Raw genomic sequence first — 20,880 nt, 5'->3', positions numbered from 1 at the left:
CCGTCGAATTGGCTGGGCGCGAACGCGAGCGGGAAAGTCAGGGCAGCGGCAGCGCCGAAAAGTCCGTGCGGGCCGCAGCGGGCTTGCCGGTCTTACGCTCCAGCGCTGCCTCGTAGAGGGCGCGCTTGCCGAGCCCCGACGCGGTGGACACGTCGGCGGCGGCGTCCTTGAGTCGAATGCCCGACTCCACCAGCGCGAGCACCTCGGCCACCCCGGTCGCCAGGTCCAACACGCGTGCCTGGGCCCCGGCGACCACGATCGCGATCTCGCCCTTGACCCCGGCAGCGGCCCAATCGGCCAGGTCGGCCGCGGTGCCCCGCTTCACTTCCTCGTAGAACTTGGTCAGCTCGCGACAGACCACAACGCGCCTCTCGGCGCCGAGCACGGCGGCCAGGTCGGTCAGGGAGGCGGCCAGCCGGTTGGGCGATTCGAAGAACACCATGGTGCGGCGCTCCTCGGCCACCTCGCGCAGGGCCGACACCCGGTCGCCGTGCTTGCGGGGCAGGAAGCCCTCGAAGGTGAACCGGTCGGTCGGCAGCCCAGACACGGCGAGCGCCGCGAGCACGGCCGACGGCCCGGGCAGCACAGAAACAACGACGCCGGCCGCCACCGCGGCATCCACCAAGTGGAAACCGGGGTCGGACACCGTCGGCATCCCCGCGTCACTGAGCACCAGGACGTCGGTGTCGCGGGCGAGTTCGACGAGCTCGGCCGCCTTGCCGCGCTCGTTGTGGTCGTGCAGGCTGATCAGCCGAGGGCGGTTCTCGATGCCCAGCGCCTTGAGCAGGTGCACGGTCACCCGAGTGTCCTCGGCGGCGATGATTGCCATCGTGCCGAGTGCCTCGATCAGACGCGTCGACGCGTCGCCCAGGTTTCCGATCGGGGTGGCAGCGAGGAGGATCATGCTCCCAGTCTCGCAGCCCCGGCTCACTACGATGGTCACGTGTTCCTGACAAGCCGCGTGTTCCGCTGGGCCGGGCCGCTGGCCGTGACCCTGCTGGCGGCGGCGTTGCGACTCTGGAACCTCGGCAACCCGAGATCCCTGGTCTTCGACGAGACCTTTTACGTGAAGGACGCCTGGACCCTCAGCAACCTCGGTTACGAGTCGTCCTGGCCTGAGGGGGCTGATGCCCTGTTCGCCGCCGGGCAGACCGACGTCTTCCTGTCCGACCCGTCTTTCGTCGTGCATCCACCGCTTGGAAAATGGCTGATCAGCCTGGGCATGACCGCGTTTGGACCCGACAGCAGCTGGGGTTGGCGGATCGTCACCGTGCTGGTGGGCGTGCTGGCGGTAGTGCTGCTGATGCTGATCGCACAGAAGCTGTTCGGCTCGACCGTTCTGGCCGTGATCGCCGGGTTCCTGTTCGCCATCGACGGCAACGCCATCGTCATGTCGCGGGTGGCCCTGCTCGACAACTACGTGATGTTCTTCGCACTGCTCGGATTCGGCGCCGTGCTGCTCGACCGGGACTGGCATTCCACCCGCCTGGCGGCCCGGCTGGCCCTGGCGCGCGAGGCCGGGCAGGACCCCGGCTGGGGACCGACCCTGTGGTGGCGGCCCTGGCTGCTCGCGGCAGGGCTCGCCTTCGGCCTGACCTGCAGCGTGAAGTGGTCGGGGATCTACTTCCTCGCCGCGTTCGGCGTCCACCTAGTCGTCGTCGACGCCCTCACGAGGCGCCGGGCCGGCCTCCCGTTCTGGTTCAGCGCCGCCGTGCTCAAGCAGGCACCCGCGACCTTCCTGCTCATCGTTCCGGTGGCCGTGGCCACCTACTTGGCCTCCTGGACCGGCTGGTTCGTCACGGCGCGAGGCTTCTACCGTGACTGGGCGACCACGCCGGGGGCTGCCTGGACGGGGGCCCTGGCCTGGGTCCCTGACCCCGTGCAGAGTTTCTGGCACTACCAGGTGGCGGCCTACACCTATCACGTGGGGCTGTCCACGCCGCATCCGTACGAGGCGAACCCGTTGACCTGGTTGTTCATGGTGCGCCCCACCAGCATGTTCTACCGCGGGTCGAACCTGGGCGAGAACGGATGCGGGTTCACCACCTGTTCCGAGGCCATCACCGGCATCGGCAATCCGCTGATCTGGTGGGCGGCCACGGCTGCCGTGCTCTACCTGGTGTACCGTCTGGCGCGCTACCGGGAGTGGCGGGTCGGCCTGATTTTGATGGGATTGGTCGCCGGCTACCTCCCCTGGCTGATGTACCTGAACCGCACCGTTTTCCAGTTCTACACGATCGCGTTCGAGCCCTACCTGCTGCTCGGACTCACCTTCGTGATCGGTCTCCTGCTCAACCGGGCCCGGTGGGTCGTGTTCGGCTTCCTGGTGGCCGCACTGCTCGTCAGCGCGTATTTCTACCCACTCTGGACGGCTGCGCAGACGTCCCTGACGTTCTGGCAACTGCACATCTGGCTGCCCAGTTGGCGATGAGTTCGCACGTGCGATTCGGAGAAACTGAATGCCTTTCATATGCCGTTGTGGGCATATAGCGACTGGGAAAGCGGTGTGAAAAGCCCCCTTCCCGAGGGGTCCGGCCCGTAGGATACAGATATCTGTTTTACGAGTGTTTGCTCCATCACCGACTGAGAAGTCCGGATACAAACCAAAGGCCTCATGTCGGAAGCTGTTGCCGCACCCACGGTGCGTATTGTCAAGACTCGCCCTGGCGGCGATTCGAAAAACCCCACCACCGAGTACTCATCGCTGCTGCACACCGTGCGCAACCTTGGCCTTCTGAAGCGGGCCACGGGCTTCTACTGGTTCGTCTTCTCGATGCTGGTTCTGGCCACCCTCGCCACCGGCACCGCCTTCGTTCTGCTCGGCGACAGTTGGTACCAGCTCATTGTGGCCGGCGTGCTCGGCATCATCCTCACCCAGTTCGCGTTCCTCGCCCATGAGGCGTCGCACCGCCAGGTGTTCGAGGGAGGAAGAGCGAACGACCGTGCCGGGCGCATCCTCGCCAACCTGTTCGTCGGCATCAGCTACGCCTGGTGGATGCACAAGCACAGCCGACACCACGCCAACCCGAACGTCATCGGCAAAGACCCTGACATCGCCCCTGACTTCATCGTCTTCCGCGAAGAGGATGCCGCGAAGGTCAGCTGGATCGGCTCATTCGTCACCCGCAAGCAGGGCTACCTCTTCTTTCCGCTGTTGATGGCGGAAGGGTTCAACCTGCACGTTCAGGGCTTCAAGACCGTCTTCGGCAAGAAGAAGGTCGACAAGCGCTGGCTCGAAATCAGCATGCTGTCCACCCGCATCGTTCTCTACGTCGCCGCAATCTTCTACTTCCTGCCCGTTGGTATGGCGTTCGCGTTCATCGGCGTTCAGCTGGCTGTGTTCGGCGTCTACATGGGCGCATCCTTCGCGCCGAACCACAAGGGCATGCCTCAGTTGCCCCACGAGAGCAAGGTGGACTTTCTTCGTCGCCAGGTGCTCACGTCACGCAACATCCGTGGCGGTACGTTCATGGACACGTTCATGGGTGGTTTGAACTATCAGGTCGAGCACCACCTGTTCCCGAACATGGCCCGCCCGCACCTGCGCAAAGCGCAGGAGATCACCAAGGAATACTGCAAGACGCACAACATCCTCTACACCGAGACATCGCTCTTCGAGTCGTACGGGATCGTCATCGCCTACCTGAACAAGGTCGGCCTCAGCGCCCGCGATCCGTTCGACTGCCCGATGGTCGCCCGGTTCCACCACCGGTAGACCCGGACCGATAGAAGAGGGGGTTGCGGACAGCTCCGCACCCCCTCTCTTCCGTTGGCCCAGCGACTGATCAGCGACTGCTCAACAGCGGCTCGACGACGACTCGGCAGGGGCTTAAGGTCGGGCAGCAAGGGGGCGACGCCGGGCGGCGAGCCCACCCCCGGTGAGGATGGCCGTAAGCTTGGCGCAATGTGGCTGCCCGGTGTGCTGGTCGCGGCCGCCGCCGCGCTGCTCGCCGGAACCGTGCACACGTTCTTCCCCGCGCTGCCGCTGCTCACCCTCGCGGTCGCCTTTGGAATCGTCGCCGGCAATCTCCCGGTCGCCCGCCGGGCGATGACAGGTGTCCTCGCCCCGGGCCTGTCACTCGCCGCCAGCCGGATAATGCGCATCGGCATCGTGTTGCTCGGACTGAAGCTGAGCCTGGTGGACATCCTGGGCCTGGGCTGGGTGACCATCCTCGGCACCGTGCTGATCGTAATGCTCACCTTCGTCGGCACCTACTGGCTCGGACGCGCCCTTCGCCTGCCAGGACGCCAACCGATCCTGATCGCCACCGGGTTCTCGATCTGCGGGGCGTCCGCGATCGGCGCGATGAGCGGGGTGGTCAAGGCGAAGGATGCCGACACGGCGACCCCGATCGCCCTGGTCACCCTCTGCGGAACGCTGGCCATCGCAGTGCTGCCGGTGCTGTGGCATCCGTTGGGCCTGACCGACCTGCAATTCGGGCACTGGGTTGGCGCGGGAGTGCACGACGTCGGGCAGGTGGTCGCCACCGCTCAGATCGCCGGGCCCGCCGCACTGGCCGTGGCCGTGGTCGTCAAGCTCACCCGGGTGCTGCTGCTTGCGCCCATCGTCGCCGTCGTCGCCGTCGGTGAGCGTCGCCGTGAGTCTGGTATCTCCACGGTGACAGACGCCCCTGCCACCCGCCCGCCGCTCGTGCCGTTGTTCGTAGGCGGCTTCCTGGTCGCCGTGCTCGTGCGCACGTTCGTGCCCGTGCCCGGGACTGTTCTGATCGGTGTGGACACCGTGCAGACCTACCTGCTCGCGATAGCGCTCTTCGGGCTCGGCGCAGCCGTGAACCTCAGTTCCATCCTGCGCACCGGGGGCAAGGCCCTCCTCGTGGGGCTGATCTCCTGGACGCTGATCGCCACCCTCTCCTTCGCCGCCGTGCAGCTGCCCTAAGCAACACACGGCCAGTCTCAACCGCTGCTCAGCCCAGAACGAATTCGACGGAGATTCAGCCGAAATCGGCCCGAAACAGTCCGGAGTCGGGCTCTGGGGCCAAAATCTCCGTCGAATTGGTTCGACGCCGGACAGGGAGGCGGCGCTCGAGCGAGGCGGCGCTCAGCGGCGGGAGAGCCAGCCACCGGCAGCGGCGTTCGGCCTCCGGTTCAGGGCGAACAGAGGCGGCGCGGCGGCGGCATCCGTGGCCAGGTCGGCCAGGATGCGCCCGACCGCGGGCGTGAACTTGAAGCCGTGGCCGCTGAAGCCGGCACCCACGATCACCGGGCCGACCCGGTCAAGCACGAAGTCCTCGTCGACCGTGGTCGTGTAGGTGCAGCTGACTGGGTCCGGCACGTCGGGGTCGGCGCCGGGCAGCCACTCGCGCACATATCGCGCCAATGCGGCCAGCTGAACGGGCTCGGGCGCGAAACTGCGCGCATCCGGGTCGGTGCCGGGGCCCACGCCGTGCCAGCCGGCCTTGATCCCCTGGCCGGGCGTGTACATGCCGTAGACGGGCGAATACCAGTAGCCGTAGCGCAGGTCGGACCGCGCGGGCGTGTGATTGAAGCCGGGCCACTCCGTCTCCGCGCGCGCGGCGGCCGCCGGGGAGGCGTCGCGCAGGGCGAAGTGTGCGGGCTGTTCCTGCGTCACCGTGAGTCGCGGCACCGGAACCACCCCGGCCAGCAGACCGCTGGTCCACGCGCCGACCGTGACGACGGCTCGCCGGGCAATGATCGTGCCGGTCTCGTGGGTCACGCGCACCCGGTCGTCACCCTGCACCTCGAGTCGCAGCACACGGATGCCGTGCCGCACGTCGGCCCCGGCGGCGGTCGCCGCGGTCTGCAGGGCGGTCACCGCGGCATCCGCGTTCACCCGGCCGGCGTCGGGCGCGAACAGCACCCGACCGTCGAAACGGATGCCCGGCCAGCGTTCGGCCGCGGCCTCCGGCGCGAGGAACTCGGCGCCCAGGCCCGCCTGGGACAGCGCCGCCGCCACCCGGTCGAACGACGGATTCGGCCCGTGGTTGACGACCCCGACCTGGCGGAGCAGCCGGCTCGCCGTCTCGACCTCAAGCTCGCGCCAGAGCGGCAGCGCTTCGGCGAGCATGCTCACGTACGTGGGTTCCGCGTAGGCGGTGTTGAAATTCCGGGAGGCACCGTGCGAGGCACCGTTGGCGTGCCCGGGCGTGAAGCGTTCCAGCACGGTGACCGGTCGGCCCCGTCGCGCCAGCTGCCAGGCCGTCGCCGACCCCATTGCCCCGCCGCCAATGACGACCGTCTCCATGCTCTCTTCCATGCCACCATCCTGCCTGACGACTGTCACCCGCGGGGCATCGCCCCGGCCCGGGCGGCATCCGTTTCACACTGTTACGCGAGCGCCCGGAACCCGCGTCGATCCTCGCTAACGTAAGGCCATGGCAGATCGCGAGTACGGTTTCAAGACCCGGGCAATCCACGCAGGCAACATCCCCGACGCCGTCACCGGCGCGCGGGCCCTGCCGATCTACCAGACCAGCGCGTTCGTCTTTGATGACACGAGGGATGCCGCGGCCCGGTTCGCCCTACAGAAGTACGGCAACGTCTACTCCCGCCTCTCGAACCCGACCGTGGCGGCATTCGAGGAACGCGTGGCCAGTCTCGAGGGCGGACTCGGCGCCGTCGCCACCGCCAGCGGCCTCTCCGCGCAGTACATCACCTTCGCCAGCCTCGCCGGCTCAGGCGACCACATCGTCTCCAGCGCGAACCTCTACGGCGGCTCGATCACCCAACTCGACGTGACCCTGCGCCGTTTCGGGGTCGAGACGACGTTCGTGCGGAGCGCGGATCCGGCCGACTACGCCGCCGCGATCACCGAGAAGACCAAGTTGATCTTCGCCGAGACGGTGGCCAACCCGTCCGGCGAGGTCGCCGACATCGAGGGGCTCGCCGCCGTCGCCCACGCGGCCGGGATCCCCCTGGTGATCGACTCGACCATCGCCACGCCCTACCTGACCCGGCCCATCGAGTGGGGCGCCGACATCGTGATCCACTCCGCCACCAAATTCCTCGGCGGGCACGGCACCACGCTCGGTGGAGTCGTCGTCGAGAGCGGACGCTTCGACTGGCACAGCGACAAGTTCCCGCTCTTCGGCGAGCCGGTGCCCAGCTACGGCGGCCTCGAGTGGGCCGGCAACTTCGGCGAGTACGCCTTCCTCACCCGGCTGCGCGCCGAGCAGCTGCGCGACATCGGGCCGGCTCTCTCCCCGCACTCCGCGTTCCTGCTCGCGCAGGGCGTCGAGACGCTGCCGTTCCGCATGCAGGCGCACGTGGACAACGCACGCGTCGTGGCCGAATGGCTCGACGCTGACCCGAGGATCGACTTCGTCAACTGGGCCGGGCTGCCCGCCCATCCGCACTACCAGCGCGGCCTCAAATACCTGCCGAAGGGTCCCGGCTCTGTCTTCAGCTTCGGCGTGAGGGGCGGCCGCGACGCCGGTCGCACCTTCATTGAATCGGTCGATCTGGCCAGTCACCTCGCCAACATCGGCGACGCCAAGACGTTGGTCATCCACCCGGCCTCCACTACCCACGCACAGCTGAACGAGTCACAGCTCGTCGACGCCGGGGTATTGCCCGGCCTCGTGCGGATCAGCGTGGGCATCGAAGACGTCGAGGACATCATCTACGATCTCGACCAGGCCCTCGGCCGGATTGCGGGCACCGAATGAGCGGGCAGCAGCACCGGAGCGCCGACACCACCTCCGACACCACCTCCGACACCACCCCGGCCACGGATGCCGCCGCACACGACACCGTGCACCTCGCCAACGGGCTCAGCTGCTCGGTTCCCACCGGTTCCCCCCTCGCGAAGCTGCTGAAATCTCAGCGCACCTGGGAAGGCCCCGACGCCAAGGCCCGGTTGAAGATCCTACGGGCGGCGAAGTCGATCGCCATCGTCGGCGCGTCGCCGAATCCGGCCCGCTCCAGCTATTTCGTGGGCACCTACCTGCAGCAGTCGAGCGACTACCGGGTGTACTTCGTCAACCCGAACGCGAAGACCATCCTCGGCGAAACGGCCTACCCGAGCCTCGCGTCGCTGCCCGAGGTGCCCGACATCGTCGACGTCTTCCGCCGGGCCGGCGACATTCCAGCCGTGATCGACGAGGTTCTCGCCATTGGTGCCCCCACCGTCTGGGTGCAGCTGGGAATCTGGAACCAGGCGGCCGCCGAGTACGGTGAATCGCAGGGCCTCACCGTGGTGATGGACCGCTGTATCAAGATCGAGCACGCCCGGTTCCACGGCGGGCTGCACCTCCTCGGGTTCGACACCGGCCAGATCACGGCGCGCAAGACCATCCGCTGACCGTGCCCCGGTGTAGCACCGGGGCACGGTTACGATGGTGCGATGACTGCGTATGTGTCGGCACTCGACCTCTTCTCCATCGGAATCGGCCCCTCCAGCTCCCACACGGTCGGCCCGATGCGGGCGGCGCTCACCTTCGCCGACCACCTCCGCGACGGCGGTCGACTCTCCGACGTGGCCCGGATCAGCTGCTCGCTCTACGGGTCGCTCGGCTCCACCGGGCTCGGGCACGGCACACCCGACGCGGTCCTGGCCGGCCTCGCCGGGCTGCGCCCCGAGACCTGCGACCCGGATGCCGTGCGCTCTGCCTGGTCCGGCCTGGCGGACGACGCCGTGCTCCTGCTCGGCGGCAGCCATCCCATCCCGGTCCGCAAGGACGATGTCGCCTTCGAGGCACGCACCCGGCTGCCCGGTCACCCGAATGCGCTAACGCTGACGGCCTGGGGCCACGACGGCCTCCCCCTGCTGGAAGAGACCTGGTACTCGATCGGCGGCGGTTTCATCCGCCGCGACGGCGACCCGATCGGCCCCGGCCGGTGCGCACCGCAGCCGAGGCAGTATTCCTCCAGCGCCGAACTCCTCGCCCTCTGCGATCTCGACGACGTCGCCATCTGCGACATCGCCCGCGCCAACGAGGAGGCGATTCACGGGGCCGCGGCGCTCGACGCCGGCCTCGACGCTATCTGGGACGCCATGCACGTCTGCGTGGAGGCCGGGCTCGCGGCCACTGGCACCCTCCCCGGCGGCCTCCGCGTCAAGCGCCGCGCCGCCGCCATACGCATGCAGCTTGAGGAATATGACCGGTTGCCGCTGCGCGAACGCGACACCTCGACCGAGTGGTTGCACGCCTTCGCCCTTGCCGTCAACGAGGAGAACGCCGCCGGAGGCCGCGTGGTCACCGCCCCCACCAACGGCGCGGCCGGCATCATCCCCGCGGTCGGCCACTACTACCTGCGCTTCGTACCCGGAGCGGATGCCGCGGGCATCCGTCGCTATCTACTCACCGCCGTCGCCATCGGTTCGCTCGTCAAAGCCAACGCCTCCATCTCCGGGGCGGAGGGCGGCTGCCAGGCCGAGGTCGGCTCCGCCTGCGCGATGGCAGCCGGCGCCCTCTGCGCCGTGCTCGGCGGCACGCCGCGGCAGGTGGAGAATGCCGCCGAGATCGCAATGGAGCACCACCTGGGCCTCACCTGCGACCCCGTCGGCGGGCTCGTGCAGGTGCCCTGCATCGAGCGCAACGCCATCGCCTCGTCGACCGCAGTGTCGGCGGCCCGGCTGGCCCTGCACGGCGACGGCACGCACCTCGTCTCCCTCGACGCCGTGATCGAAACCATGCGCCAGACCGGCTTGGACATGTCGACCAAGTACAAGGAGACGAGCGAGGGTGGCCTCGCTGTCAACGTGATCGAATGCTGATCTTAATCCGGCGGTGACCCTGACCGGATGCTGACCGTGGTGCCGGACCCTAAACTGGCAGCATAGGCTCGGGGGGAATCGAGCGCCATTTCGAGGGGACATCCGATGGATTCTGCGCGACCGACTTCCGATCGCTTCCGCGCCTGGGCCAGGGTGGGCGCCCTTCTCGCGCTCTCGATCGCACTGACGGGCTGTTCCCCCGCCCCTGGGCCGACGGTTACCGCGACCGTCACGGCTACGCCGACGCCGACCGCAACGCCGACGCCGACGCCCACGTCGTCGCCCGATGCCGCGGTCGTGCCGAATCCGACCATCACGCCAAATGCCGAAGCCGTTCCGGTCGAGCCTCTGCCCGATGGCCCGGCCATCGACCTCGGTGCCACCGCGGGGGCCACCGGCGCTCCGGTCACGGACGGCGCGGGCGCCCCGCTCAGCTATACCGTGCTGGAGGGTGACGACTTCTTCGCCATCGCGCAGCGGTTCGACCTGCCTGTGCAGCAGCTGCTACGGATGAACCCGTCGGTGTCGGGCCTGGGCGAGGACATCTACATCCGGGACCTGATCAACCTCGACTGGACCACCACCAGGTAGCGCGGCCGACGGCACGGTCCCCGAGTCTTCGCCCCGAGCGCGCCGCGACGGCAGGGCCGGGAGGACCTACCCAGCTAATGCGTCAGCAGGTTGATGCGCTCGATCAGGGCGATCGTGCGCAGCGACTCGCGCGGGTCGACCGGAACCGGAGCCCCGCGCAGGATCGAATCGGCGAGGCCTGTGTAGAACGCCGCGTAGTTGCCTCGCTCGGCGGGCACCCGGGTCAGCGCACCGTCCCTTCCGAGCACACCCCAGGCGGTCTCCGGATCGACGCCGAATCCAGGGTCGGTCGGCTGAGCGCCCGCCGCGAGGGCCGTCTCTTGGCCATCGAGTCCCCATTTGGTGTAGCCGGATTCGGAGCCGAGCACGTGGAAGCGCGGGCCGACCTGGGCAGCGATCCCGTTCATCCACAGGTGGGAGCGCACCCCCGATCCGTGGTGCAGCGCGACGAAGGTGTCATCGTCTGCCACGCCGCCCTGACGCCGGGTGACGGTCTCGGCATACACGTCATCGACCGGGCCGAACAACTGCAGGGCCTGGTCGATCAGGTGGGCGCCGAGATCGAAGAGCACGCCGCCGCCCTGCTCGATGGTCGCGCCGACCTTCCACGCCTTGGTCTGCTCCGGCTTCCACCATTCGAACCGCGACTCGAACCGGCGCACCTCACCCAGGGCGCCCGTGGCGAGCAGCGCCCGGAGCGTGAGGAAGTCCCCGTCCCAGCGCCGGTTCTGGAACACGGTGAAGAGCAGGCCGAGACGCTCGGCCTTCTCGATCAGGTCCCGGCCGTCCCTGGCCTTCACCGCGAACGGTTTGTCGACGACCACGGCGAGCCCGGCGTCGAGGGCGGCATGCGCCAGCTTCACGTGGGTCCCCGACGGTGACCCGATGACGACCAGGTCCAGGTCGTCGACGGCGGCGAATACGTCGTCCGCGCTCGAAACCAGGCGCACGCCGGGGTGCCGCTCGGCGGCCACCTCCCGCCGCACGGGATCCCGGGTCACGATCATCTCCAGCGAGAACTCGGGGTTCGCGGCGAGGAGCGGGCTGTGGAAGACGCGCCCGGACGTGCCGAACCCAATCAGGCCGGTGCGGATGGGGGCGACGGATGCTGGCGACTGCGTCATGCTCCCACGGTACTCCCGCCGCCACTCTCCACCCGGCAGCCGACAGCGCCCGTCTTCCTACAGCCGGTTCACCCCGGTGACCCGCACTACGGCGGCGCCCAACTCGTCGGAGTCGGCCAGGTCGACCGTGGCGCTGATACCCCAGTCGTGGTCTCCCGCGGGATCGTCGAAGATCTGCCGCACGTTCCAGACGGATGCGCCCTCGTCCAGGATGATCAGGTTCGCGCTGCGGGCGTCGGCCCCGGTCAGCAGCTCATCGTGCTCGGCGTAGTAGCCGTCCATGGCGTCGCCCCAGGCATCCGCGTGGAAGCCATGCTCCCGGTCGAGTTCGCCCAGCGCGTCGTAGTTCTCGAGCGCGGCCAGCTGCACCCGCCGGAAAAGTTCATTGCGCACCAGGATCCGGAACGCGCGCGTATTGGTGGTCAGGCGACGCGGTGCAGGCGGCAGCACCGACTGCGCCCCGGCTTCGTGCACGGCGAGGTCCGGGTGGATGAGCTCCTCCCACTCGTCGAGCAGGCTCGAGTCGACCTGGCGCACCAGCTCGCCCAGCCATTCGATCAGGTCGAGCAGGTCCTCCGTCTTGGCGTCGTCGGGGATAGTCTGCCGTGCGGCCCGATAGGCGTCCGAGAGGTAGCGCAGCACGACACCCTCGCTGCGGGCGAGCTTGTAGAAGGCAACGAACTCGCCGAAGGACATGGCCCGTTCGTACATGTCCCGCACCACCGTCTTCGGGCTGAGCTCGAAGTCCGCAATCCATGGCTGGGATTCCCTGTACGTGGCGAAGGTGTATTCCAACAGCTCTTCGAGCGGCTTCGGCCAGGTGACCTCCTCGAGCAGCGCCATTCGCTCGTCGTACTCGATGCCCTCACGCTTCATGGCGTTCACGGCCTCGCCGCGGGCCGCGAACTGCTGGCCCATCAGCACCGGGCGCGGGTCGTCGAGGGTGGCCTCGACGATGGAGATCATGTCGAGGGCGTAGTGGCCGCTGCCCGGACCGGCCACGTCAGGGTCGGCGTCGAGCAGGTCGAACGCGGCGAGCGCGAACGGCGACAACGGCTGGTTGAGGGCGAAGTTCGGTTGCAGGTCAACCGTCAAACGGATGTCCCCATTCGCGCTCTGCTCCACGATCCCCGCCGCTCGCAGCGTCTTGTAGATCCCCAACGCACGCCGGGCGTGCGCCAGCTGGCGCTTCCACGGTTCGTGGTTGTCGAAGATGAGGTCGTAGACGTGGGCGAAGGCGTCGCCGCCGCGGCCGATCACGTTGATCAGCATGGCCGCGGTCATCTGCATGCTCGACTGCATGGTTTCCGGTTCGGCCGCCACGAGCCGCTGGAACGAGGGCTCACCCCAGGAGACGAAGCCCTCGGGTGCCTTCTTCCGGATGATCTTGCGCTTCTTCTTGGGGTCGTCGCCGGCCTTCTCGATGGCCTTGAGGTTGTCGGTCTCGTGGTCGGGCGCCTGGATGACCACCGTGCCGGCCGTGTCGAAGCCGGCCCGGCCTGCCCGACCCGCGATCTGGTGAAATTCGCGGGCGTTGAGCTGACGCATCTTGACGCCGTCGTACTTGGTGAGGGCGGTGAAGAGCACCGTGCGGATGGGCACGTTGATGCCCACGCCGAGGGTGTCGGTGCCGCAGATGACGCGGAGCAGGCCGCGCTGGGCGAGCTGTTCCACCAGGCGACGGTACTTGGGTAGCATGCCGGCGTGGTGCACGCCGATACCCATCCGGATCAGCCGGGAAAGGGTCTTGCCGAAGCTCGTGGTGAAGCGGAACTCGCCGATCAGTTCGGCGATCGCCTCCTTCTGCTCCTTGGTGGCGACTTTGACGCTGCTGAGCGCCTGGGCCCGCTCGAGGGCGGCCGCCTGGGCGAAGTGCACGATGTAGATGGGAGCCTGCCCGGTCTTCAGCAGTTCCTCCACGGTCTCGTGCACGGGAGTGGTCTCGTAGTAGTAGTGCAGCGGAACCGGACGCTCCACGCCCGTGACGACCGCAGTGGGCCGTCGGGTGCGACGCGTGAGGTCGTCGGCGATGAACGTGACGTCGCCGAGGGTCGCGGACATGAGGATGAACTGCACCCCAGGCAGGAGCAGCAGCGGCACCTGCCAGGCCCAGCCGCGGTCGGGGTCGCCGTAGAAGTGGAACTCGTCCATCACGACCTGGTCCACGGGGGTGTCCTCGCCGTTCCGCAGAGCGAGGTTGGCGAGGATCTCGGCCGTGCAGCAGATGATCGGGGCGTCGGAGTTGACCGAGGAATCCCCGGTCATCATGCCCACGTTCTCGGCACCGAAGATCTCCACCAGCGCGAAGAACTTCTCGCTGACGAGAGCCTTGATCGGCGCGGTGTAGAAGCTGCGCTTGCCGGCCGAGAGCGCCGCGAAATGCGCGCCGACGGCCACGAGCGATTTGCCCGTGCCGGTGGGGGTGCTCAGGATCAGGTTCGCCCCGGAGACGATCTCGATCAGGGCCTCTTCCTGCGCGGGGTAGAGCGTCAGTCCCGTCTCCCCCGCCCACGTTTCAAAGGCCTCGAACAGCACATCGGGATCGGTGACGTGCGGGAGAGCGGAGAGAGTTGCCATGATCCTTCGATCCTGCCCTATTCCACTGGGCGTCCGCTCCGCGACCGGCGACCCGGCGAACGGCGGCGGCGAATCAGATTCCGAGCGGCGTGGCCTGCGTCGCAGAGAAATCGGCCTCGCTGATTGCCCCGGCGGTCTTCAGGTTGGACCACAGACTATGGTCCCTCCGAGGCCGGGTCGTCCAGGGTCGCCACGGGGCTGTCGGACTCACAGGCCACGAATCTAAGCTGACGGGATGGCCAGCAGCGACGTGTCCTCATTCACTCCTCCCCCGCCGACCCCGGCCGCCCGGCCGGTCCGGTCCGCCCCGGCCGAGCTCGGTCGTGCGGCGACGGCTGGAGTGTCCGCGGCCCTCGCCGGCCTCGGCGCGGGCGAACTGACCGCCGCGCTGCTGGCCCCGGCAGGCAGCCCCGTCCTCACCGTCGGCGCGCTGGTCGTCGACCTGGCGCCTGCCTGGTTGAAGGAGCTGGTCATCGCCCTGTTCGGCACCGGTGACAAGGCCGTGCTTGTGGTCTGCGTCATCCTCGGAGCCGTGTTCCTGGCCGCTGCCGCGGGCGTGCTGGAGCTGCGGCGTCCCCCGATCGGCCGGGTGATCGTGGCTGCCGCCGGCGCTCTCGCCGTCGTCGCGGTGCTGTCCCGGCAGAACACCTCTGTCGTCGACGCGCTGCCCGCGGTGCTGGCGATGGTCGTCTCGGCCGTGCTGCTCACGGTCCTGGTCGCCCGGCTGCGCCGCACGCCTGCGGGCGCTACGGCATCCGCTCCGGACCGCCGTCGCTTCCTGGCCTGGGCTGGAGCGAGCGCCGGCCTGGGCCTGCTGGCCGCGGCCGGCGGGCAGCTGATCTCCGCCGGGGTCCGGGCCACGGATGCCGCGCGTGCCCGCTTCACGCTGCCAGTCGCGGCCGTGCCCGGCGCCCCGATCCCCGCCGGGGCGTCACTCGACGTGCCCGGCCTCGCCCCCCTGATCACCCCGAACGCCGAGTTCTACCGCATCGACACGGCCCTGCGGGTGCCCCGGATCGACCCAGGCACCTGGACGCTGAAGATCACCGGCATGGTTGAGAGGGACATCGAAATCGACTTCGCCGACCTGCTCGCGCTGCCCCTCGAGGAGAGCACGACGACCCTCACCTGCGTGTCGAACGAGGTCGGTGGCGACCTGATCGGCAACGCGACCTGGCTGGGCTACCCGATCCGACTGCTGCTCGCAGAGGCGAGGCCTCTCGCAGGGGCCGACATGGTGCTCTCCCGCAGCGAGGACGGCTGGACGGCCAGCACCCCGCTCGAGGTGCTCACCGACGACCGCAACGCCATCCTCGCGGTGGGCATGAACGGCAAGCCGCTCCCGCTCGAGCACGGCTACCCGGTGCGCATGGTCGTGCCCGGGCTCTACGGCTACGTCTCGGCCACGAAATGGGTGGTCGAGCTCACCGTCACCCGCTTCGACCGAGAGACCGCCTACTGGACCAACCGCGGCTGGACCGAGCGCGGACCGATCAAGCTCTCCTCCCGCATCGACGTGCCACGGCGCGGCACCGAGGTACCCGCCGGACCGGTGACCGTGGCGGGCGTCGCGTGGTCGCAGCACGTGGGCATCCGTGCCGTGCAAGTGCAGGTCGACGACGGCGACTGGAATGAGGCTGCCCTGGCCGAGGCGATCTCGGCCGACACCTGGCGGCAGTGGAGCTGGGTCTGGCCAGCCTCGGCCGGGCAGCACACCCTGCGGGTACGGACGACGGATGCCACGGGCCAGGTGCAGACCGCCGTGCGGCGGGACGTGATCCCCGACGGCGCCACCGGGCTGCACGATATCGCGATCTCGGTTGTCTAGGGCGCGGCCCCTGCCCCGCGACAGCAGACCGGCGCGAGCGTATTCTCGTCAGCACACCACGCAGCGTGCCTGCGCATCGCCACCCCAGCTTGAGAGGACGGGAATCATGCACCGGAATTTCGTTTCGACACGCCGACCCAACGGCTCGCGTCGCGCCCGGGCAGCGGAGTAGGCGCACATGCCCACCCAGACGAAACTCACTGCCGCCGACCTGCGGCACTTCGAGAAGCTTCTGCGCGGCCATCGGCACGAGCTCGATGTGGCCCTCGGCCGCATCGGGACCACCCTGGACGACGTGATCGAGGCCCGCAACAGCGGCACGGCCGACGACGAGCACGACCCCGAGGGCCCCAACCTGACGATGGAATGGTCTCGCATCTCGGGGGTGCACAGCGACCTGGAGGCCGCATCCGGGGCCATCGACCGGGCGCTCGCCCGCATCACGGACGGTGGCTACGGATCCTGCACCCGCCGCGGAGAACCGATCGGGCGGGAACGCCTGGAAGCCCGTCCAGCTGCCGAGCTGTGCATCGACTGTGCCCGCGAACTGGAATCCCAGCACCGGGCCTGACCGGCGCCGGCCACGCAGCCGCTCACAGTGCGAGACGGATGCCCTCACCAAGGTAGGCCAGTCCGAGAACGCCCAGGGACACGGCCCCAGCCGCCAACGCGGCCAAGGGCCACGCGCCCGACTCCGGAAGAGCCGCCCGGGCCTGAAGGGCGGCATGCGCGCGTCGGTAGCGGAACCGAACGCCCACGTACGCGGCCAGGGTCAGCGTCAGGCCGATCAGCCCGGCCACGGTGGCGACACCGCCGAATGCGGGTGCCGTCAGGCGCATCCCCACGATTGCACCCACGGCCAGGGCGAGCACCGTGCGCTGCCAGGCGAGCAAGGTCCGTTCGGGCTGCAGGCCCGGGTCGAACGGATGCTCCACGGTCACCAGATCATTCCGACGGCGACCAGGAGTCCGGCGGCCAGAAGGCCGACCGCGAGCAGACCGGTGAAGGCCGGCGCCGGCAGTGGCCGGTTCTCGCGCATGGCCCGTTCGGTGCGCATCCAACTGATCCAGGCGTGCACCGATGCGATCAGCCCGAGAGCGACGAACAACCCGGCCGCGGAGAAGCGCAGACCGGCCTGCGCAGGGAACTGCAGCGCCTCGAGCGCGACGCCGGCGGCGATGAGCGCCAGCGAGGTGCGGATCCAGGCCAGGAAGGTGCGCTCATTGGCGAGGCTGAACCGGGCGTCCGGTTCCTCGCCGCGCCGATAGACCGAGTGCGGATAACGCTCAGCTGCCACGGAACAGTCCTCTCCCGGCCGAATCCCGGCACCTCACCACAGTACGCCGCTGGGTGCCCCTAGACCTCGTCGGTGACGGCCGCCGCGAACTGAGCGTTGTAGAGGGCGTAGTACGCGCCATCCGCTGCCAGAAGCTGCTCGTGCGTGCCCAGCTCGACGATCCGACCTGCCTCCATGACCAAGATCAGATCGGCGTCGCGGATCGTCGAGAGACGGTGCGCGATCACGAAGCTGGTGCGGTCGGCGCGAAGGGCGCTCATGGCGTTCTGCACGAGCACCTCGGTGCGCGTGTCGACGGAGCTGGTCGCCTCGTCTAGGATCAGCACGCTGGGCTTGGCGAGAAACGCGCGGGCGATCGTGAGCAACTGCTTCTCGCCGGCGCTGACGTTGCCGCCCTCGTCGTCGAGCACGGTGTCGTAGCCGTCAGGCAGAGCGTGCACGAACCGGTCAACGTAGGTCGCGCGCGCCGCCTCCTGGATCTCCTCTTCGGTGGCCCCCGGACGCCCGTAGGCGATGTTGTCGCGGATCGTTCCGCCGAACAACCAGGTGTCCTGCAGCACCATGCCCATGCGCCCGCGCAGGTCGTCACGGGTCATCCGGCGAACGTCCACGCCGTCCAGCGTGATCCGGCCGGAGTCGAGTTCGTAGAACCGCATCATCAGGTTGACCAGGGTGGTTTTGCCGGCCCCGGTCGGGCCCACGATGGCTACGGTCTGGCCGGGCTCAGCCACCAGACTGAGCTTCTCGATCAGAGCCCTGTCCGGGCTGTACCGGAACGACGCGTCCTCGAAGACCAGACGCCCGTGGCCGAGCTCGGGAGTCTCGGCGGGTTCCGGGTCTGGGCTCTGCTCTTCGGCGTCGAGCAGGGCGAAGACCCGCTCGGCGGAGGCGACGCCGGACTGCAGCAGGTTCGCCATCGACCCGAGCTGGGCGAGCGGCTGGGTGAACTGCCGGGAATACTGGATGAACGCCTGCACGTCACCGAGTTGCATGGCACCGGATGCCACCTGGAGGCCGCCGACGACGGCGATCCCCACGTAGACAAGGTTGCCGATGAAGGTCATAGCGGGCATGATCAGGCCGCTGACGAACTGGGCCCCGAAGCTGGCCTCGTAGAGCTCGCCGTTCTTGGCCCGGAAGCGCTGTTCGACCTCCCTCTGGCGGCCGAACACCGTGACCAGGGCGTGGCCGGTGAAGGTCTCCTCGATCTGGCCGTTCAGCTCACCGGTGTGCGTCCACTGGGCCACGAACATCTTCTGCGAGCGCTTGGCGATCAGCACGGTGGTGACCAGGGTCAGCGGCACCGTGACCAGGGCGATCAAGGCCAGCAGCGGGGAGAGCAGGAACATCATCATGATGACGCCCACGACCGTGAGCAGCGAGGTGACGACCTGGCTCAGCGACTGCTGCAGGCTCTGCGACACGTTGTCCACGTCATTGGTGACCCGGCTGAGCAGCTCACCGCGCTGCACCGTGTCGAAGTAGCGCAGCGGAAGGCGGTTGATCTTGGCCTCGATCTCACTGCGTAGCCGGAAGACGGTGCGCTGCACCACACCGTTGAGCACGTAGGCCTGAACCCAGGCGAACGCCGAGGAGAGCACGTAGAGCGCCATCGCCCAGAGCAGCACGGTGGAGAGCATCGCGAAGTCGATGCCCTGGCCCGGGGTCAGCGTCATCCCGCTGAGCAGGTCGGCCTTTCCGGTGTCGCCCGAGGCGCGCAGCTGGTCGATCACCTCGGTCTGGCTCACCCCGGCGGACAGGTTCTGAGAGGTGACGCCGGCGAAGATGAGGTTCGTGCCCTCGCCGAGCAGGCGCGGACCGAGCACGGAGAAGGTGACGCTCGCGACGGCGAGGAAAAGGACCAGCCCGAGCCACAGGCGCTCGGGGCGCAGCTTGCCGAGCAGCCGCTTGGCGGACGGGCCGAAGTGCATGGCTTTCTCGGCCGGGGCGCTCATTCCGCCGAAGGGGCCGTGGCCAGGGCCGGGGCCGCGGCCCGGGGGACGGTCCGAGGCTGAGCTCGTGCTGGGGTGACTCATGCTGATTCCTCCGCCGCGAGCTGGGACGCCACGATTTCCCGGTATGTCCCGTTCGATTCGAGCAGTTCGTCGTGGGTGCCGCGGCCGACGATGCGACCACCCTCGAGAACGAGGATCTGGTCGGCGCCGACGATGGTCGACACCCGCTGGGCGACGATCACCATGGTGGCGCCGCCCGTGCCGAGGGCCAGGGCCTGGCGGAGCCGGGCATCCGTCGCCAGGTCGAGCGACGAGAAGGCGTCGTCGAAAATGTAGAGCTCGGGGCGTTTGACCAGCGCCCGGGCGATGGCCAGGCGCTGCCGCTGCCCACCGGAGACGTTCGTGCCGCCCTGCGCGATCGGCGCGTCGAGGCCCTCCGGCATCTCCTCCACGAAGTCACGGGCCTGGGCGATGGACAGTGCCTCCCAGAGTTGCTCCTCCGTGGCATCAGGCTTGCCGTAGAGCAGGTTGCTGCGCACGGTTCCGGAGAACAGGTACGGCGTCTGCGGCACCAGCCCGATGCTGCCCCAGAGCAGGTCCGGGTGCAGGTCGCGCACGTCCACCCCGTCAACCCGCACGCTGCCGCTGGTGGCGTCGAACAGGCGCGGCAGCAGGTTGACCAGGGTGGACTTGCCCGAGCCCGTGCTGCCGATGATCGCCGTGGTCTGACCGCGGTGCACCGAAAAGCTCACGTCGGCAAGCACGGGCTGCTCGGCGCCGGGGTAGGCGAAGCCCACGTTCACAAGCTCGAGCTCGCCGCGGCCGACGGTGTCGACGACGGGGTGCCGCGGCGGGCGCACGCTCGACTCGGTGTCGAGCACCTCGCCGATCCGGTCGGCGGAAACGGTGGCCCGTGGGATCATCACAGCCATGAACGTGGCCATCATCACGGCCATCAGGATCTGCATCAGGTAGCTGAGGAACGCGATCAGGGTGCCGACCTGCATTGAGCCATCCTCGATCCGGAACGCCCCGAACCAGATCACGGCGACGCTCGACACGTTGAGAACGAGCATGACAACCGGGAACATGAGAGCCATCAGGCGACCGGCGCGCAGGGCGGTCGCCGTCACATCCGCGTTCGCACGGTCGAAGCGCACTGTCTCGACGTCTTCGCGCACGAACGCGCGGATGACCCGGATGCCCGTGAGCTGCTCCCGCAGCACCCGGTTGACGGTGTCGATGCGGGTCTGCATCAGCCGGAACAACGGCACCATGCGCACGATGATCAGCCCGACGGCGATGAGCAGTACGGGCACGCTCACGGCGATCAGCCAGGACAACTGCACATCCTGACGGATTGCCATGATCACGCCGCCGATGGAGAGGATCGGCGCGGTGACCATCATGGTTGCGGTCATCAGCACGAGCATCTGCACCTGCTGCACGTCGTTGGTCGACCGGGTGATCAGCGACGGGGCGCCAAACCGGGTGACCTCCTGCTCGGAGAACTCACCGACCCGGGTGAAGACCGCGCCGCGCAGGTCGCGTCCGAGCGCCATCGCCGCCTTCGCGCCGAAGTAGACGGCGACGATGGCGCACACGATCTGGAACAGCGTGATCAGCAGCATCAGGCCACCGGTGCGCAGGATGTACCCCGTGTCGCCCGTGGCGACGCCCTCGTCGATGATGTCGGCGTTGAGGGTTGGCAGGTAGAGCGAGGCGATCGACTGCGCCAGCTGGAAGACCACCACGGCCGTCAGCAGCCGCCAGTACGGCCGCAGGTACCTCACAAGCAGTTTCCACAGCAT

The 20,880-nt window shown here is 68.5% G+C and carries 17 protein-coding genes; 9 read left to right on the top strand and 8 right to left on the bottom strand.

The features are described from left to right. Positions 1-37: 37 nt before the first annotated feature. The gene (gene rsmI, locus E3O65_RS06205; protein WP_134362869.1) at positions 38-904 is read right to left on the bottom strand and encodes a 16S rRNA (cytidine(1402)-2'-O)-methyltransferase; all 867 of its coding nucleotides are present in this window, start codon (positions 902-904) and stop codon (positions 38-40) included. A 39-nt stretch (positions 905-943) separates the two neighbouring features. Here rsmI and E3O65_RS06200 point away from each other — a divergent pair, with 39 nt between their 5' ends. From E3O65_RS06200 to E3O65_RS06190, 3 genes are all read left to right on the top strand, one after another. Further along, on the top strand, positions 944-2,431 hold the full coding sequence (locus E3O65_RS06200; RefSeq protein WP_134362868.1) for a dolichyl-phosphate-mannose--protein mannosyltransferase: 1,488 nt from the start codon (positions 944-946) through the stop codon (positions 2,429-2,431). A gap of 183 nt (positions 2,432-2,614) precedes the next feature. After that, a complete protein-coding gene (locus tag E3O65_RS06195; RefSeq protein WP_134362867.1) occupies positions 2,615-3,715 on the top strand; it encodes a fatty acid desaturase family protein in 1,101 nt (366 codons plus the stop codon). Between the two features lie 189 nt (positions 3,716-3,904). Beyond that, a complete protein-coding gene (locus E3O65_RS06190) occupies positions 3,905-4,897 on the top strand; it encodes a YeiH family protein (RefSeq protein ID WP_134362866.1) in 993 nt (330 codons plus the stop codon). A gap of 162 nt (positions 4,898-5,059) precedes the next feature. Here E3O65_RS06190 and E3O65_RS06185 read toward each other — a convergent pair whose 3' ends face one another. Further along, positions 5,060-6,235 carry an FAD-dependent oxidoreductase gene (locus tag E3O65_RS06185; RefSeq protein WP_134362865.1) on the bottom strand — a complete coding sequence of 392 codons (1,176 nt, stop codon included), beginning with the start codon at positions 6,233-6,235 and terminating at the stop codon, positions 5,060-5,062. A 118-nt stretch (positions 6,236-6,353) separates the two neighbouring features. Between E3O65_RS06185 and E3O65_RS06180 the strand changes: the two genes are divergently transcribed. From E3O65_RS06180 to E3O65_RS06165, 4 genes are all read left to right on the top strand, one after another. Continuing rightward, on the top strand, positions 6,354-7,646 hold the full coding sequence (locus tag E3O65_RS06180) for an O-acetylhomoserine aminocarboxypropyltransferase/cysteine synthase family protein (RefSeq protein ID WP_134362864.1): 1,293 nt from the start codon (positions 6,354-6,356) through the stop codon (positions 7,644-7,646). 143 nt (positions 7,647-7,789) lie between these two features. After that, positions 7,790-8,281: a CoA-binding protein gene (locus tag E3O65_RS06175; RefSeq protein WP_241985852.1), complete on the top strand. Its 492-nt coding sequence runs from the start codon at positions 7,790-7,792 to the stop codon at positions 8,279-8,281. Positions 8,282-8,323: 42 nt separating this feature from the next. After that, complete coding sequence (locus E3O65_RS06170) at positions 8,324-9,697, top strand: L-serine ammonia-lyase (RefSeq protein ID WP_134362862.1); 1,374 nt, start codon at positions 8,324-8,326, stop codon at positions 9,695-9,697. A 105-nt stretch (positions 9,698-9,802) separates the two neighbouring features. Beyond that, on the top strand, positions 9,803-10,288 hold the full coding sequence (locus E3O65_RS06165; protein ID WP_134362861.1) for a LysM peptidoglycan-binding domain-containing protein: 486 nt from the start codon (positions 9,803-9,805) through the stop codon (positions 10,286-10,288). Between the two features lie 74 nt (positions 10,289-10,362). On the opposite strand, the gene E3O65_RS06160 is transcribed toward E3O65_RS06165, so the two are convergent. Continuing rightward, positions 10,363-11,412 (bottom strand): Gfo/Idh/MocA family protein, encoded by a 1,050-nt coding sequence (locus tag E3O65_RS06160; protein WP_134362860.1) that lies wholly within the window; start codon positions 11,410-11,412, stop codon positions 10,363-10,365. Between the two features lie 57 nt (positions 11,413-11,469). Then, positions 11,470-13,989, bottom strand: a complete 2,520-nt coding sequence (locus E3O65_RS06155; protein ID WP_134362859.1) for a DEAD/DEAH box helicase — start codon at positions 13,987-13,989, stop codon at positions 11,470-11,472. 235 nt (positions 13,990-14,224) lie between these two features. Here E3O65_RS06155 and E3O65_RS06150 point away from each other — a divergent pair, with 235 nt between their 5' ends. Next, positions 14,225-15,817, top strand: coding sequence for a molybdopterin-dependent oxidoreductase (locus tag E3O65_RS06150; protein WP_134362858.1), 1,593 nt, complete (start codon positions 14,225-14,227; stop codon positions 15,815-15,817). A 178-nt stretch (positions 15,818-15,995) separates the two neighbouring features. Then, entirely contained in the window at positions 15,996-16,388 is a 393-nt protein-coding gene (locus E3O65_RS06145) for a TraR/DksA family transcriptional regulator (RefSeq protein ID WP_134362857.1), read from the top strand. 22 nt (positions 16,389-16,410) lie between these two features. On the opposite strand, the gene E3O65_RS06140 is transcribed toward E3O65_RS06145, so the two are convergent. Genes E3O65_RS06140 through E3O65_RS06125 form a run of 4 tightly spaced genes read right to left on the bottom strand, consistent with a single transcriptional unit; the run spans position 16,411 to position 20,880 of the window. Continuing rightward, positions 16,411-16,758 (bottom strand): DUF202 domain-containing protein, encoded by a 348-nt coding sequence (locus E3O65_RS06140; protein ID WP_241985841.1) that lies wholly within the window; start codon positions 16,756-16,758, stop codon positions 16,411-16,413. Next, on the bottom strand, positions 16,755-17,114 hold the full coding sequence (locus E3O65_RS06135; RefSeq protein ID WP_134362856.1) for a YidH family protein: 360 nt from the start codon (positions 17,112-17,114) through the stop codon (positions 16,755-16,757). The genes E3O65_RS06140 and E3O65_RS06135 overlap by 4 nt, the downstream gene beginning before the upstream one ends. 59 nt (positions 17,115-17,173) lie before the next feature. Further along, a complete protein-coding gene (locus E3O65_RS06130; protein ID WP_134362855.1) occupies positions 17,174-19,150 on the bottom strand; it encodes an ABC transporter ATP-binding protein in 1,977 nt (658 codons plus the stop codon). After that, positions 19,147-20,880: an ABC transporter ATP-binding protein gene (locus tag E3O65_RS06125; protein WP_134362854.1), complete on the bottom strand. Its 1,734-nt coding sequence runs from the start codon at positions 20,878-20,880 to the stop codon at positions 19,147-19,149. Before E3O65_RS06125 ends, E3O65_RS06130 begins: the two co-directional genes overlap by 4 nt.

The organism is Cryobacterium breve, assembly GCF_004402375.1.
GTDB classification, from domain to species: domain Bacteria; phylum Actinomycetota; class Actinomycetes; order Actinomycetales; family Microbacteriaceae; genus Cryobacterium; species Cryobacterium breve.
This window is presented reverse-complemented; position numbering and strand designations above follow the sequence as displayed.